Here is a 14,616-nt window from a genome sequence, read left to right on the forward strand (position 1 = left end):
TAGACTTTTTACCTTTGAAATTTTGGCTCATTATATCCAAGAATCTATAAATTCAAACAAAATTAGATACAATTTGCCCAAAATTTAAGGAGCTAAAAATGGCAGATCAAGCTTTACAAACCGTCTTTTTAAATGGAGAATTTTTGCAAAAAGACGAGGCAAAAGTTAGTGCTTTTGATAGAGGATTTATATTTGGTGATGGAATTTATGAGGTTGTACCTGTGATAAATTCAAAAATGGTTGATAAAGATGGATTTTGGGCGAGATTTGAAAGAAGCTTAAATGAAATAGATATAAGTTTGCCCTACGAAAAGGAAAAATTTGAAGCGATTTTAAACGATATAATCGCTAAAAACGCCTTGAAAGAGGGCGGAATTTACATGCAAGTAACAAGAGGTGTGGCGTTTAGAAATTTCTATTTTATGGAAAATCTAACACCAAGTGTCTTTATCTTTTGCTACGAGAGTGAAATTTTAAACAATCCTGCTGCAAAAACTGGCATAAAAGTGGTAAGTGTCGAGGATATCAGGTGGAAAAGGCGCGACATCAAGTCTATCTCACTTCTGGCTCAGTGCTACGCTAAAAATGAAGCTCACAAAAAAGGCGCAGACGAGGGCTTTATGGTGGAAAATGGCTTTGTGACAGAGGGCTGTAGCTCAAGTGCTTTTATCATCAAGGATAAAACTTTAATCACAAAACCGCTTTCAAATGAAATTTTGCCAGGAATTCGCCGTATGAGACTTTTAAAGATCGCTAAAGATATTGGCCTTAAGATAGAGGAGCGAAAATTTAGCATGGATGAAGTTTATAATGCCGATGAAGTCTTTATCTCGGCTGCTACGCTTATACTCTTGCCAGTCGTTTATGCTGATGGCAAGGCGATAAATGGTGCAAAAGTAGGAGAAATTTCAAGCGAACTTCGTGAAATTTATGCTAGTGAACTTTTAAAAGAAGCTGGACTTTGAGAGAAAAAATCTTAATAAGTGCTTGCCTAGTCGGCATAAATTGTAAATTTAACGGCGAAAATAATCTTTTAAATAAAGATGTTTTAGATGAAATTTCAAAGAGATATCATCTGCTTTTTGTTTGTCCAGAGGTTTTTGGTGGGCTTAGCACGCCAAGAGAGCCAGCTGAGATGAAAAATGGTGCAGTTATTTGTAAATTTTCAGGTAAAGATGTGAGTGAAAATTTTAAAAAAGGAGCAGAAATTTGCCTAAAGATAGCCAAACTAAATGGTTGCAAAAAGGCTATTTTAAAATCAAAAAGTCCAAGTTGTGGAAGTGGGCAAATTTATGATGGAAGCTTTAGCAAGAGGCTTATTTTAGGCGATGGCATCACAGCAAAACTACTAAAAGAAAATAAAATTTTAGTTTTTAGTGAAGATGAGATAGCAGGGCTTGATGTTTGATAAACCAAAAGACAACATTATGCTTGAGGTGATCTTTAAGTATGTCGTGGCAAGGTTTTGTAGATGCTCTCAATGATGTAAAAGTGGGTGAGCTTTCAAAGAAATTTGGCTCTGATATTGTAGAAATTTTTAAGCTCAAACGATATAAAAGTAAAAAGCGAGAATGAGACTATGAAGCAAATTTGCAAAAACAACGATGAAAAGATGTTTTATATTTTTGTTTTGATTGTAGAAGCTATTTTTAAGAATAAGGAAAAAAGTTGAAAAAGGGTATATTTTTAGCATTTAGTGTTGCTTTGTTTTTGGGATGTTCGCAGACCCAACCAAAGCCAAGTGTGCAAAATTCTTTACCAGATGAAAATGTATATAAGCCAAATGAACGCATTAGTTTGCTTGATTTTGAAATGAAGCAAGATGCCTCGTCGCTACCGCAAAATGTGCAAAGTGCAAGCTTTGACCAAGAAGAAATTTTAAAAAGAAGGTTTAAGGTTTTTACATTAAAGGGTGTAAAATTTAATCCAAACGATGTCTTTTGGGCATTTAATATATATAAGCCAAGCGAAAAGAGAAAGTATTTTGGCTCAAATTTTAGACAGATACCTCAAAGCTGGTTTGACGCACAAAAGGACAATGCAAATTTTTCAGCTCTTTCAAGCATCTCTGCTTATGCTCTAACTTCGGCAAACACAGCTTTAAGAAATTTTCCAACCGATGAGCCGATATTTTTAAATCCACAAACTCCAGGAGAGGGCTATCCGTTTGACTATCTGCAAGAATCAACACTAAGCATTGCTCATCCACTTTTTGTCTCACATCTTTCTAAAGATAAGGCATGGGCGTTTGTTAGCGATGATGCGGTTTGGGGCTGGGTAAAGGTCGAGGATATTAAATTTATAAGCGATGATGAGGCAAATGCCTATCAAAAGTCAAGTTTTGTGACTATAAAAACGGATAAAATGCCAGTTTATGATAAGGTCGGAAATTTCTTGTTTTATTCAAGAGTTGGAGCGATACTGCCTGTTTTGGCACAGGATAGTAAAAACTACTACGGAAAAATTTATGTAAGAAATCTCTTGAGAGAATTTGTGCTACCAAAGTCTGTTGGCGCTCTTTTTCCTCTTAAATTTAATGACTCAAATCTAAAAACACTTATTAGCTCTCTTCTTACTCAGCCTTATGGTTGGGGTGGGGTCGATAAGCTAAGGGATTGCTCTCTTTTTACTAAAGATTTGCTAGCAAGTTTTGGCGTGTGGTTGCCCAGAAACTCAAGAGCTCAAGCAAATATGGGACAAAAATTTGATCTAAAAGGACTTAGTAACGCCGCTAAGACAAAAGAGATAAAAGAAAAAGGTGTGCCATATCTTACGCTTGTGCATCTGCCAGGGCATATCATGCTTTATGCTGGATACAAGGGCGATGATATATATGTAGTGCATGATGCTTGGGGACTAAAAACCGAAAATAACGGCAGAGCGTTAATCGGTGCTACGGCAGTAACTACGTTAAACATCGGACAAAACAGAAGCGATATACAAAACTCAAATTTACTCATTTCAAAGGTGGACTCTATAAACGTCATAAAACCTGAAAATTTCATAAGCGACAAAGCAAGGAAAATTTCTGCCCTTGAGCGTGCTTATGGGGTTAAAGTGGAGGAAAATTTAGTCAAATTTAGCGATGGCACGAGTTTAGTCTATGATGACTTTAAACAAAAAGATGATGAGTGTAGTATCGGTGCTGATATAGAGGATATGAATGCGCTTGATTACGCTGCATTTTCGCCGCTTAGCACCGCACTAAGCGATGCTGGCAGATGTAGAAATTATGAATTTTTAGGCAAAATTTATGGCTCAAGCGAGAGTGCGGTAAAAGCAAATTTAGTAAATGTCATCTGGCTAAAGGACTTTTTAAATTTGCCTTTAAAATTTAACTCTAAAAATGGAGCTGCAGCCGCCTTACAAGACATAAGCAATGAGCTAAACGATATGGTAAAAAGTGATGCGAGCTTGCTTGAGTATTTAAAAGATCCAGGTGGGACATTTAAATGGCGCATCATCGCTGGCACAAACCGTTTGAGTCCGCACAGCTACGGCATCGCGATCGATATAAATGTGAAAAAGAGCCACTATTGGCAGTGGAGCAAGGGCTATCAAAATCTCATTCCTGAAAAGATAGTGTGTGTTTTTGAAAAACATAAATTTATCTGGGGTGGACGCTGGAAGCACTTTGATACGATGCACTTTGAGTATCGCCCAGAGATGTTTGAGTAGATGAAAGAGCAAATTTTAGAAATTTTATCTCGCTCAAACGTCTTTTTAACAGGTGGCGGAGGTGTTGGCAAGAGCTATCTAACGGCCTCCATCATCAGACACTACAAAGAAAATTTTAAAAACGTCATAATCCTTGGCTCAACTGGCATAAGTGCTGTTAGCCTTGGAGGAGTTAGCTTGCATAGCTTTTTTAAATTTGGCTACTGCAAGGACTATGAGGAGCTAAGGCGCTTTGACTATCATCAAAAAGACAAACTAAGCAAGCTAAGAAATATGCTAGATGCTTGTGATCTGCTTGTAATTGATGAAATTTCAATGGTGAGCTCAGATTTAATGGAGATGATAAGATATCGACTACTTACTTCCAAATTTAAAGGTAGGGTGCTTATAGTGGGCGATTTTTATCAGCTTCCGCCAGTGCAAAAGGTGCAAAACGAAAATAGGCTTTTTAATTTTTTATACGCTTTTAACTCCAGTGCGTGGGAGGATATGAAATTTACAAATGTCGAGCTACTGGTCTCAAAGCGTACAAGCGATCTTAAATTTTATGAGATTCTCTCTCGTCTTAGAGTTGGTGAGCTAGATGATGAGATAATGAGCTATATAGAGAGTTTAAGAGTGACCAAGATAGAGCCAGATGATGATACGAGCGTGCTTTTTGGCAGAAACGCCGAGGCTGAAATACTGAATCAAAAAAGGCTCTCAGAGCTTAGGACGCCACTTGAAATTTCAAACTCAGATGTGAGCATTTTGGATGAAAATTTAGATAAAAAAGAGTTTGAAAAATGGGCAAATACGCTAAATATCTCAAGAGATTTGGAGATGAAGATAGGCGCTAAGATCATCTTTACGTCAAATAAGTGGGGCGAGTACTATAACGGCGAGCAAGGCAAGATCATGCAAATTTTAAAAGAAAATGGCGTCATTTCAAGCGTGATCGTGAAAAAAGATAGCGGCGAAATTTGTGAGATAGAAAAAGCAGCTTATATATTTAGTTCGTTAAATTTAAACGAAGATGAGATCGAAGAAAATGTACAAGCATCGCTCTACCAGTTTCCATTTAAACTTGCCTATGCGCTAACCATCCACAAATCTCAAGGAATGAGCATAAACTCGCTCATTTGTAATATCAACCATATTTTTGCCAAAGGACAACTCTACGTCGCACTTTCTCGTGCAGTAAGTCCTAAAAATTTAAAACTTTTTTATGATAAAAAAAGTGATTTTAGGCAGCATTTAAGAAAAGTGGTTAAAATTGACGACGAAGTTAAGAAATTTTACCAAGAAAGCGTATTTTTGCATATTAAGGAGAATTTATGAAAAAGCTATTTTTAAGCCTTGCTTTTTGTATTTTTGCATTTGCAGACGTGCTAAAAGTAAGAGATTTTCAAACAGATATCTACTCAAAAGCTGGACAAAATTTAACAAAAAAGATAAATATGAATCTTGAAGTTGTCGGACGTGATGTTGAAGAAAATGAAGCGTATGTGCTTGATGCTTTAAACATAATAGTTGGTAGCTTTTACGTGGAAGATATTTTAACCTCAATGGGAAAAGAGAAATTTAAAGAGCTTTTCATAAAATACGCAGCCAAAAAGCACTCTCTTGATATCGATGATGTGCTTATCTTAAATATAAAAGTGATAAATAATCTTGAACTAAGCGAGATCATAAAAGCAATAAAAAGCCAAAATTTATGCTCCGATCCAAGTGTTAATGAAGAGATTGTAACAAAACCAGAAAAGAAGAAAAAGGGCAATGAGATCATCATCTCGCCAGATCCAAATGATGTAGTTCAAAAGCCTATCGATCTAAATAACGTTCAAGAATTTGGAAAAGATTTTTGAGAGAAGTGAATAAATTTGGCTAAAGTTAGCCAAATTTATTGATTTACGATGTCGTAACCTTGAGGAATGACAGGAGTTAGCGTCTCTTGTGGTATGAGCGCGTCTTTTACTGGGTTGCTTAGAGTTATTTTTATCTTATTTGAAAGTTTATCTTTATAGTCAATCGTCGTTGGAAGCGTGTTTTTAATAGTTATAAAGTATTCAACTCCGTCATATATTGCTTTGTAAAGTGTTGGTTGAATTTGCTCCGCATGAGCTAAAATTTGCGTCAAATTTGGCGTATCATCAAGCTTTGAAATGATGGCTTGCTCAAGCTCGTCCTCAATCACGATCACACGTTCTTTGTTAAAATAAATTCTCTTTGGTGTTGGACTTTCATATATCCAAAGTGCAGTATTGTCATTTTTTGCGTAAAATCTACCCTTGTAATTTATGCTTTTGCCTTCGCTAAAAACAGTTTGCGTAAAGTCACTTTGCAGGCTTTTGAAATTTAAGCCAGCACCAAATGAGCAAACTGCGATGAGAGATGCAACTAGAAATTTTCTCATTTTTTATCCTTTTTTGGCGTATTCTAGCCCAGTTTAATTAAATAAATAGTTAAACTATGCTAAGATCCAAAGTTTAAAAATTTAGGAAGGTAAAATAATGATTTCATCGGTATTTAGAAAGATTTTTGGCACCAAAAACGATAGAGAAGTCAAAAAATATATAAAACGTGTGGCGCAGATAAACGCGCTAGAACCAACTTATGAAAAGATGAGCGACGATGAGCTTAAGATAAAATTTAACGAGCTTAAATCCCAAGTCGTCGAAGAAAAAGTCACTTTAGATGAAATTTTAAATGATGTTTTTGCGATCGTTAGAGAAGCTAGCAAAAGGGTGCTTAAGATGCGCCATTTTGACGTGCAGCTAATAGGCGGCATGGTGCTAAACGAGGGCAGGATCGCTGAGATGAAAACGGGCGAGGGTAAGACCTTGGTGGCGACTTTACCAGTTATATTAAACGCGATGAGTGGCAAAGGTGTGCACGTAGTGACCGTGAACGACTACCTTGCAAAGCGTGACGCTACGCAAATGGGCGAGCTTTATAACTTTTTAGGCTTAAGCGTAGATGTGATACTAAGCGGTGGATACGATGATGAAGTAAGACAAGCTGCGTATAACGCGGACATAACATACGGCACAAACTCAGAATTTGGCTTTGACTATCTTCGTGATAATATGAAATTTGAAGCTGGTCAAAAGGTGCAAAGAGGTCATAACTTCGTTATCGTAGACGAGGTCGATAGTATCTTGATAGATGAAGCAAGAACACCGCTTATAATATCAGGTCCAACAAATCGCACACTTGATGGCTACATAAGAGCTGATCAGGTCGCAAAACGGCTTACTAGAGGCACTCCAGCTGATCCAAATGTGCCAGGCTCAAAGCCAACAGGGGACTTCATAGTCGATGAAAAAAATAGAACGATAATGATCACAGAAGCTGGCATCAGCAAGGCTGAAAAATTATTTGGTGTTGAAAATTTATATAACCTTGAAAATGCCATACTAAGCCACCACTTAGATCAAGCTCTAAAAGCTCACAACCTCTTTGAAAAAGACGTTCATTATGTCGTAAAAGATGGCGAGGTAGTCATTGTTGATGAATTTACTGGACGTCTAAGCGAAGGCAGACGCTTTAGCGAGGGACTTCACCAAGCGCTTGAAGCAAAAGAGGGCGTGAAAATCCAAGAAGAGAGCCAAACGCTAGCCGATACAACATATCAAAACTACTTTAGGATGTATAAAAAGCTTGCAGGTATGACTGGTACGGCTCAGACAGAGGCTACTGAGTTTTCTCAAATTTACAACCTTGAAGTTATCTCGATCCCTACAAATTTACCAGTTAAAAGAATCGATCAAAACGACCTTATCTACAAAACTCAAAATGAGAAATTTAAAGCAGTTATTGATGAGGTTAAAAAAGCTCACGAGAAAGGTCAGCCAGTGCTTGTGGGAACTGCAAGTATTGAGCGCAGTGAAGTGCTTCACGAGATGCTTAAAAAGGCTGGCATCCCACACTCTGTCTTAAATGCTAAAAACCACGAAAAAGAGGCCGAGATCATCGCACAAGCTGGTGTAAAAGGCGCTGTAACTATCGCTACAAACATGGCTGGTCGTGGTGTTGATATCAGGATCGATGATGAGGTTAGAAATTTAGGCGGTCTATATATCATAGGCACCGAAAGGCACGAGAGTAGAAGGATAGACAATCAGCTTCGTGGTCGTGCTGGACGTCAGGGCGATCCTGGCATGAGTAGATTTTACCTAAGTCTTGAAGATAATCTTTTAAGAATTTTTGGTAGCGACCGCATAAAGGCGATCATGGATAGGCTTGGTATCGACGAGGGCGAGAGTATCGAGAGTCGCATGGTGACAAGAGCTGTTGAAAATGCTCAAAAGAAAGTCGAGAGCTTGCACTTTGAGGCTAGAAAGCACTTGCTTGAGTATGACGACGTGGCAAATGAGCAAAGAAAAACCATCTACAAATACCGCGACGAGCTACTTGATAAAAACTATGATATGAGCGAAAAGATAGCTCAAAATAGAAAAGAGTACGCTGCAAATTTACTTGATACAGCTGAAATTTTCCATGGCGGCTTGAAAGATGACTTTGATATTAAAAATTTATGTTCTATTATCCTTGCAGATTGTGGCGAAGAGATAGACGAGAGCGAGCTAAAAGGCCTAGAGTATGATGAGCTAATAGAAAAGCTTGCACAAATTTTTGAAGTAAGATATAACGAAAAAATGAGCGTGCTAAATGAAGATCAAAGAAAAGAGATAGAGAAAATTTTATACCTTCAGGTGCTTGATAATGCGTGGAGAGAGCACCTCTATCAAATGGATATCCTAAAAACTGGTATCGGCCTTAGAGGGTATAATCAAAAAGATCCGCTTGTTGAATACAAAAAAGAGAGCTATAACCTCTTTATGGAGCTAGTTAGCAGGCTAAAAAGTGAGAGTGTTAAGACGCTTCAGGTTGTAAGATTTAAGAGCCGTGAAGAGCAAGAAGAGCAAGCTAAAATGATGCTAGAAGCTAGTCAAAATGCTGAAAATGAAAATTTAAGCTACAACAACCAAGGCGGAGATGAAAATTTCACACCAGAAAAAAAGATACCAAGAAACGCTCCATGCCCTTGTGGAAGCGGTAAAAAATATAAAGATTGCCACGGAAAAAGTGGCCCTAAAAAAGGCATATTTGCTTAAAATTTCTACTTTTAAGGCGCCAAAAGCGCCTTAATCTTTTAAAGGCTATTTGATGACAAGCTTACCAAAGTACCTACTTTTTAAATATTTAAGATTTGATAAAACTCAGCCATTTATCACTCTAAGTGCCTTGCTCGCCTTTCTTGGTGTTAGCATAGGGCTTATGGTTTTGATCGTTGCGATGGCGATTATGAATGGTTTTGACAAAGAATTTGAGCGCAAACTTTTTACGATGAACTATCCAATAACCGTTCAAAGTGCCTTTAAAGGCTCTATTGATGATGATTTTGTTGATGAGCTCAAGGTTAGATTTAGCGACCTAAAATTTAGTCCATTTATAAGCACACAGGTCATTTACCGCTCGGCAAATGCTCTTGAGGGCGGACTGGTTTATGGCGTAAATTTTAAAGATGAAAAACAGATAAACTCAGTCGTAAATGAAGCTTTAAAAGATAAAGAGCTAGATGGTTTTGAGATACTTGTGGGAAGTGGCATAACGAGTGAGTTTAGACTAAGAAACGATGAAAAACTAACGCTTATCTTTACAAAGGCTGATCCTGCTGGCTTTTCTCTAACGCCAAAGATGAAGCGCTTTGATATCGGTGGCTCATTTACATCTGGGCTAATCGCCTACGATAAGGCGTTTTCATATACTTCAGTTGATGCTTTGAGGAAAATTTTAGACTATCCAAAAGGCGTTTATGATGGAATTCATATCTTTTCAAGTAAGCCATTTGATGATATAAAAAGAGTGCGTGAAGGGCTTCCAGCTGGTACTGTTGCCATTGGTTGGTGGGAGCAAAATGGCAACTTTTTCTCAGCGCTCGCACTTGAAAAACGAGCACTTTTTATCGTTTTGATGCTTATTATCCTTGTGGCTTCGCTAAATATCATAAGCTCGCTGCTAATGACAGTGATGAACCGCAGGCAGGAGATTGCCTTGCTTCTTGCACTTGGAGCTAGTAAAGGCGAGATAAAAAGAAGCTTTTTTTATCAAGGGCTAGTAATAGGCGGAGGCGGCATTATATTTGGCTTAGTGCTTGGCTTTTTAGGACTATTTTTGCTTGGAAATTTCAATATTATAGACTTGCCGGCTGACGTTTATGGCTCAAGCAAACTACCACTAGAGCTTTCAACCATCGATCTTGTGCTTATTGTAGTTGGAGCTGTATTTATCGTGGCTATATCGTCTTATTATCCAGCTAAAAAAGCCACAGAAGTAAATGTGCTTCAAACTTTAAGAAATGAGTAGAGCCTAAAGGCTTAGGCTTGCTCATTGCTTGTAAAATTTATTTTTAAAAGATTATTTTAAAACTGGCATAAACTCGTAAAATTCTAGAATAAATTTATAATTTTACGCTCTTATATCATGATCGATTTTGCATTGAAGAGCCTCGTGTACGAGTGTTTTTGCCATGACGCGCTCTTCGTTTATTAGGTGGAAATTTTTACCTAACTCACCAAAGATATCTTTATTACCTTCGCCATTTATTTTTATTATAGTTTGGGTATTTACGCCGTAGTCTTTTATCTTTTGCGCGATGAGTTCCACTCTTTGCTCATTGTTAACGGTTATAATAACAGCAGCTGCATCGCTTAGGCAGGCATTTTCAAGTGTGTGGCTTTGAAGAACGTTACCTAAAAATACATTTTCCCCGCGGCTCCTACCAAGCTCAACTAGACTAATATCATTATCAAGCACAAGATATAAAAGCTTTGTCTCTTTTAGCCTTAAAACGACCTCTTGTCCAAGTCTCTCATAGCCAAAGACTACGATGTGATTTTTGATTTTTTGCGGCTTTAGAGTTTCATTTGGTTCAACAACGATCTCACGTTCTATGAGGTCTGCTATTGCGTCTAGTTTTTTGAGTATAAAAGGCGTAGCAAACATCGATACAACAGAGGCTGCGATAAAAATTTGAGCAGTTTGTATATCAAGTAAATTTCTAGTAGTCATTAGTCCAAAAACAGCTAGTGCAAATTCGCCTATTTGACAAACACTAAGCGCAGTTTTTGCAGCAACTCTTCGCTTTAAGTAGATGTTTAAGATAGCAAAAACGACAACTGCTTTTATCACCATGACACTAAATACTAAGCCAAGAACAAGCCAGATGTTTGAGATGACGACAGCAAAATTTATCTGCATACCAACGGTTATAAAAAATAGTCCAAGAAGTAGATCTCTAAAAGGAATGAGATCAACTTCGATTTGGTGTTTATATTGCGTCTCAGCCATCATCATACCGGCTAAAAATGCACCCAAAGAGTATGAGAAGCCAAAGAAGTGAGCCAAAGTGCTAGAGCCAACGACCATAAATAAAATCGTAGCTATAAAAACCTCTTGCGAATTTGTTTGAATAACTTTATAAAATATCCAGTTGATGACATATTTACCAAGTAAAAATAGCACAACAATAAGAATAATCGCACTTGTAAATGTCTTTAGCAAAAGCTCATTTATTGAAGCATCTTGCGAGCTAAACATATCTATCATAAGTAAAATAGGAATGACAGCTATATCTTGAAATAGTAAAATTCCAAGTGCTTTTCTGCCGTAAATTTTACTCACATCGCCACTATCGTTTAGCGTCTTTAGCACGATCGCAGTTGATGAGAGTGCAAGCGCAAGACCTGCAATAAGTGCCGTTTCGTCTTTTAAGTGAAGGGCGTAATAAAGCATCACACCCATTATAAAGCCACTTAAACAAACCTGTAAGCCGCCGTTTAAAAAGACCTCTTTTTTCATGCCCATTAAGTGCTTAAAGCTAAACTCAAGTCCAATGGTAAACATCAAAAACGCGATACCAAATTCCGCGATATGAGAAATTTCATCATTGCTTTTTAGGTTAAAAAATTCTGATATAAGCGTACCTGTTACGATGTAGCCGATGATGGTTGGTATCTGAAATTTTTTAAAAATGACATTTAATGCGACTGAGATCGCCGCAACAAGCAAGAAACCTTCTAAAATTTGTTCCATAAATTATTTTTTACCTTCATAAAAGACTAGATCAAAGCTATTTTTTCTCTTTACAAGCGATCTTTTTGTGCTAGTTTGACTAGTAGCTTCGTGCAATTTTTTATTTAGCTCATCAATAGTTGATTCTAAATCGTCAATTTTTTCTTTCAACTGAAGTATCACATCAACGCCGGCTAAATTTACGCCAAGCTCACGGGTTAAATTTAGTATAGTTTTTACGCGATCAACGTCTTTTTGTGAGTAGAGCCTCATCTTGCCATCTGTTCTTGATGGCTCGATAAGTCCCTCTCTTTCATATTGTCTTAAAGTTTGTGGATGTATGCTTAAAACCTTTGCAACAACGCTTATTAAAAAAAGTGGTTCTTCATAATTTTGCATTTTTTACTCCGGTAATTTTTCTTTTAACTCTTTTACTAAGCCTTCATCAAGCTCACTAATATTTGGAAGTTTTACCCTGGCTTTTAAGTAAAGATCCCCATAAATTCCGCTCTTTCTATTTTGCACACCATATCCTTTTAAGCGGATCTTTGTGCCTGTTTTTGAGTTCTCAGCGATCTTAATCGTGACATCTTTTTTATAAGTATGCACATCGACTTTTCCGCCAAAAAGCATAGTTTTTAGTGGAATTTCTATATCTTTATAAAGATCGTCCCCGACTCTTTCATATTCGTCGCTTGGCTCAACGCTAATAGCAAGTATAAGATCGCCTTTTTGACCACCAGCACTCTTGCCTTTGCCTTTGACACGAAGCTTCTCGCCGCCTTCTATGCCGCTTGGAATTTTTATCTTAATGCTTTCGCCATTAAAATTTATCTTATGTTCGCCACCAGTTACAGCTACATCAAATGGTATAGAAATTTTTGCATTTACGTCTAGATCAGCTCCGCCAAAGCCAAATCCACCACTACTAAATCCGTCAAATCCACCAAAATTACTACCAAATCCGCTGCTAAATTTAGCTCCACCGCCGCCAAAGCCACCTGAGAAGATATTCTTTAAAATTTCATTTAGATCGCCCATATCGGCTGAGCTGCTAGCAAAGTCGTGGAAATTTTGACCGCCAAACATAGTATCGCCGTACTGGTCATATTGAGCTCGTTTTTTATCGTCGCTTAAAATTTCATAAGCGGCATTTATCTCTTTAAATTTATCTTCTGCTCCAGGGTCTTTGTTGATGTCTGGGTGATATTTTCTGGCAAGTTTTCTATAAGCTTTTTTTATCTCGTCGCTTGAGGCACCCTTTGAAACCCCTAAAGTCTCATATAAGCTTTCACTCATATATTCTCCTTATATTTTTTTGATACGGATTATATCACAAAGCTTTAGTCTATGCAAGTCAAGTTTATTTTTGTTTAATAACAAGAAAAAGTGTTAAGATTTTATTTTTTCACTATATTTATAATTTGCAAAAATTTTTAGTTTAAAGGACAAAAATGAAAAAGATTGTGCTAATTTCATTAGTAGCAGCTTCTTTTTTAGTGGGGGCTGATATTAAATTTAATGAAGCTAACTCTAATATCACGAGAGTCTCGCCACTTAGCGATAAAAATAGCGTACTTTCTTATTATGACTCGATCGCTCAGGCAAAGCTTTCAGTTGTAAATATCTCAACTACAAAAACGGTAAATAACGCTGGTATTGAGCAGATGTTTAATGACCCTTTCTTCAATGAATTTTTTGGATTTAACTTTGCAAAACCAAAAGAAAAAGAAAAAACTACTTCGCTTGGCTCTGGCGTTATTATCTCAAATGATGGCTACATCGTTACAAATAACCACGTTATAGAAGATAGCGATCAAATAGTCGTAACTCTTGCAAATGGCGGCAAAGAATTTAAAGCAAAGCTAATAGGAAGTGATCCAAAAACCGATCTAGCCGTCGTAAAGATAGAAGCAAACGGGTTAAACGCGATCACTTTTGCAGACTCATCAAAGCTGCTCGATGCAGATGTCGTATTTGCAATAGGTAATCCATTTGGCGTTGGTGAAAGTATTACTCAAGGTATAATTTCAGGGCTAAATAAAGATAATATCGGCCTTAATCAATATGAAAATTTTATCCAAACAGATGCTTCGATAAACCCAGGAAATTCAGGTGGAGCTTTGGTTGATAGCAGGGGCTATTTGGTCGGAATAAACTCAGCCATACTTTCAAAAAGTGGTGGCAATAACGGCATTGGCTTTGCGATCCCATCAAATATGGTAAAAGATATCGCTAAAAAGCTGATAACTGACGGAAAGATCGAGCGTGGCTTTATCGGCGTTACGATTGCAAATTTAACTGATGAGCAAAAAGAGCTTTACACAAATAAAGAAGGTGCTTTAATAAGTGGCGTAGAGCAAGGCATGCCAGCAGATGAAGCTGGACTAAAAAGAGGCGATTTGGTTATATTAGCTAATGATAAAGCTATCAAAAATGCAAATGATCTTAAAAATTTCATCGGTTCACTAACTCCAAATAGCAGCGTTGATATAACTTACGAGCGATCAAATAAAATAATGAATGCAAAAATCAAGCTTGCAAACGCTGATCACAATTCAAAAGACATAGCAAAAAGCATTATCATCGAAGGACTTAGCGTTAGCAATCTAAGTGATGAGATAAGATATAAATACAAAATCAGCCCAGATACTCAAGGCGTGCTAGTAACTGATGTGAAATCAGGCTCAAAAGCTGAAGACTTTGGCTTTGAAAGAGGCGATGTGATCGTACAAGTTGGCGAGGAGAGCATAAAAGATCTTCAAACATTTGCAAATACAATCAAAAATACAAAAGGTAAAAAGACACTAGTGTGGATAAATCGCGGTGGTATCATACAAGGCCTTGTTATAAAATAATCATCTAAGAGCTGAAATTTCA

12 protein-coding genes and 2 pseudogenes are annotated in these 14,616 nt (G+C 37.2%); 10 read left to right on the plus strand and 4 right to left on the minus strand.

The window, feature by feature from the left end; all coding sequences use genetic code 11:
* Nucleotides 1–98: 98 nt before the first annotated feature.
* The 6 genes from G5B98_RS03730 (at nucleotide 99) to G5B98_RS03755 (ending at nucleotide 5,525) form a co-directional block, all read left to right on the plus strand.
* Entirely contained in the window at nucleotides 99–965 is an 867-nt protein-coding gene (locus G5B98_RS03730) for a D-amino acid aminotransferase (RefSeq protein ID WP_196087217.1), read from the plus strand.
* On the plus strand, nucleotides 962–1,408 hold the full coding sequence (locus tag G5B98_RS03735; protein ID WP_196087218.1) for a DUF523 domain-containing protein: 447 nt from the start codon (nucleotides 962–964) through the stop codon (nucleotides 1,406–1,408). Before G5B98_RS03730 ends, G5B98_RS03735 begins: the two co-directional genes overlap by 4 nt.
* 41 nt (nucleotides 1,409–1,449) lie before the next feature.
* A complete protein-coding gene (locus tag G5B98_RS09530) occupies nucleotides 1,450–1,575 on the plus strand; it encodes a hypothetical protein (protein ID WP_269775686.1) in 126 nt (41 codons plus the stop codon).
* 93 nt (nucleotides 1,576–1,668) lie between these two features.
* Nucleotides 1,669–3,678 carry an SH3 domain-containing protein gene (locus tag G5B98_RS03745; protein WP_196087219.1) on the plus strand — a complete coding sequence of 670 codons (2,010 nt, stop codon included), beginning with the start codon at nucleotides 1,669–1,671 and terminating at the stop codon, nucleotides 3,676–3,678.
* Nucleotides 3,679–4,998 carry an ATP-dependent DNA helicase gene (locus G5B98_RS03750; protein WP_196087220.1) on the plus strand — a complete coding sequence of 440 codons (1,320 nt, stop codon included), beginning with the start codon at nucleotides 3,679–3,681 and terminating at the stop codon, nucleotides 4,996–4,998. It begins immediately after the preceding gene.
* Nucleotides 4,995–5,525, plus strand: a complete 531-nt coding sequence (locus G5B98_RS03755) for a hypothetical protein (RefSeq protein ID WP_196087221.1) — start codon at nucleotides 4,995–4,997, stop codon at nucleotides 5,523–5,525. The genes G5B98_RS03750 and G5B98_RS03755 overlap by 4 nt, the downstream gene beginning before the upstream one ends.
* Before the next feature lie 35 nt (nucleotides 5,526–5,560).
* Here G5B98_RS03755 and lolA read toward each other — a convergent pair whose 3' ends face one another.
* Nucleotides 5,561–6,073, minus strand: a complete 513-nt coding sequence (gene lolA / locus G5B98_RS03760; protein WP_103560261.1) for a LolA-like outer membrane lipoprotein chaperone — start codon at nucleotides 6,071–6,073, stop codon at nucleotides 5,561–5,563.
* Between the two features lie 97 nt (nucleotides 6,074–6,170).
* Here lolA and secA point away from each other — a divergent pair.
* The 3 genes and pseudogenes from secA to G5B98_RS03770 form a co-directional block, all read left to right on the plus strand.
* Nucleotides 6,171–8,567 (plus strand): annotated as a pseudogene (gene secA / locus G5B98_RS03765) (preprotein translocase subunit SecA); the annotation flags it as partial.
* Nucleotides 8,568–8,675: 108 nt separating this feature from the next.
* Nucleotides 8,676–8,777, plus strand: a pseudogene (locus tag G5B98_RS09605) (SEC-C metal-binding domain-containing protein); the annotation flags it as partial.
* 52 nt (nucleotides 8,778–8,829) lie between these two features.
* Nucleotides 8,830–10,029, plus strand: a complete 1,200-nt coding sequence (locus G5B98_RS03770) for an ABC transporter permease (RefSeq protein WP_149707335.1) — start codon at nucleotides 8,830–8,832, stop codon at nucleotides 10,027–10,029.
* A gap of 102 nt (nucleotides 10,030–10,131) precedes the next feature.
* Here the strand turns inward: G5B98_RS03770 and G5B98_RS03775 are convergent, their stop codons facing one another.
* Genes G5B98_RS03775 through G5B98_RS03785 form a run of 3 tightly spaced genes read right to left on the minus strand, consistent with a single transcriptional unit; the run spans nucleotide 10,132 to nucleotide 13,035 of the window.
* Nucleotides 10,132–11,757, minus strand: a complete 1,626-nt coding sequence (locus tag G5B98_RS03775; RefSeq protein WP_021090872.1) for a cation:proton antiporter — start codon at nucleotides 11,755–11,757, stop codon at nucleotides 10,132–10,134.
* Nucleotides 11,758–11,760: 3 nt separating this feature from the next.
* Nucleotides 11,761–12,135 carry a heat shock protein transcriptional repressor HspR gene (locus G5B98_RS03780; RefSeq protein ID WP_072594938.1) on the minus strand — a complete coding sequence of 125 codons (375 nt, stop codon included), beginning with the start codon at nucleotides 12,133–12,135 and terminating at the stop codon, nucleotides 11,761–11,763.
* A 3-nt stretch (nucleotides 12,136–12,138) separates the two neighbouring features.
* Nucleotides 12,139–13,035 (minus strand): DnaJ family protein, encoded by an 897-nt coding sequence (locus tag G5B98_RS03785; RefSeq protein ID WP_054196486.1) that lies wholly within the window; start codon nucleotides 13,033–13,035, stop codon nucleotides 12,139–12,141.
* A gap of 155 nt (nucleotides 13,036–13,190) precedes the next feature.
* On the opposite strand from G5B98_RS03785, the gene G5B98_RS03790 reads away from it, so the two are divergent.
* Entirely contained in the window at nucleotides 13,191–14,594 is a 1,404-nt protein-coding gene (locus G5B98_RS03790) for a Do family serine endopeptidase (protein ID WP_196087223.1), read from the plus strand.
* The last annotated feature ends 22 nt before the right edge of the window (nucleotides 14,595–14,616 follow it).

The organism is Campylobacter concisus, assembly GCF_015679985.1.
In the GTDB taxonomy this organism is placed as follows: Bacteria; Campylobacterota; Campylobacteria; order Campylobacterales; family Campylobacteraceae; genus Campylobacter_A; species Campylobacter_A concisus_AC.

Bases quoted from the DNA above. Each gene is read 5' to 3' on its own strand.
- G5B98_RS03730 (WP_196087217.1), top strand. From the start codon at position 99: ATGGCAGATCAAGCTTTACAAACCGTCTTTTTAAATGGAGAATTTTTG.
- G5B98_RS09530 (WP_269775686.1), top strand. From the start codon at position 1,450: ATGTCGTGGCAAGGTTTTGTAGATGCTCTCAATGATGTAAAAGTGGGT.
- G5B98_RS03750 (WP_196087220.1), top strand. From the start codon at position 3,679: ATGAAAGAGCAAATTTTAGAAATTTTATCTCGCTCAAACGTCTTTTTA.
- G5B98_RS03755 (WP_196087221.1), top strand. From the start codon at position 4,995: ATGAAAAAGCTATTTTTAAGCCTTGCTTTTTGTATTTTTGCATTTGCA.
- lolA (WP_103560261.1), bottom strand. From the start codon at position 6,073: ATGAGAAAATTTCTAGTTGCATCTCTCATCGCAGTTTGCTCATTTGGT.
- G5B98_RS03770 (WP_149707335.1), top strand. From the start codon at position 8,830: ATGACAAGCTTACCAAAGTACCTACTTTTTAAATATTTAAGATTTGAT.
- G5B98_RS03775 (WP_021090872.1), bottom strand. From the start codon at position 11,757: ATGGAACAAATTTTAGAAGGTTTCTTGCTTGTTGCGGCGATCTCAGTC.
- G5B98_RS03780 (WP_072594938.1), bottom strand. From the start codon at position 12,135: ATGCAAAATTATGAAGAACCACTTTTTTTAATAAGCGTTGTTGCAAAG.
- G5B98_RS03785 (WP_054196486.1), bottom strand. From the start codon at position 13,035: ATGAGTGAAAGCTTATATGAGACTTTAGGGGTTTCAAAGGGTGCCTCA.
- G5B98_RS03790 (WP_196087223.1), top strand. From the start codon at position 13,191: ATGAAAAAGATTGTGCTAATTTCATTAGTAGCAGCTTCTTTTTTAGTG.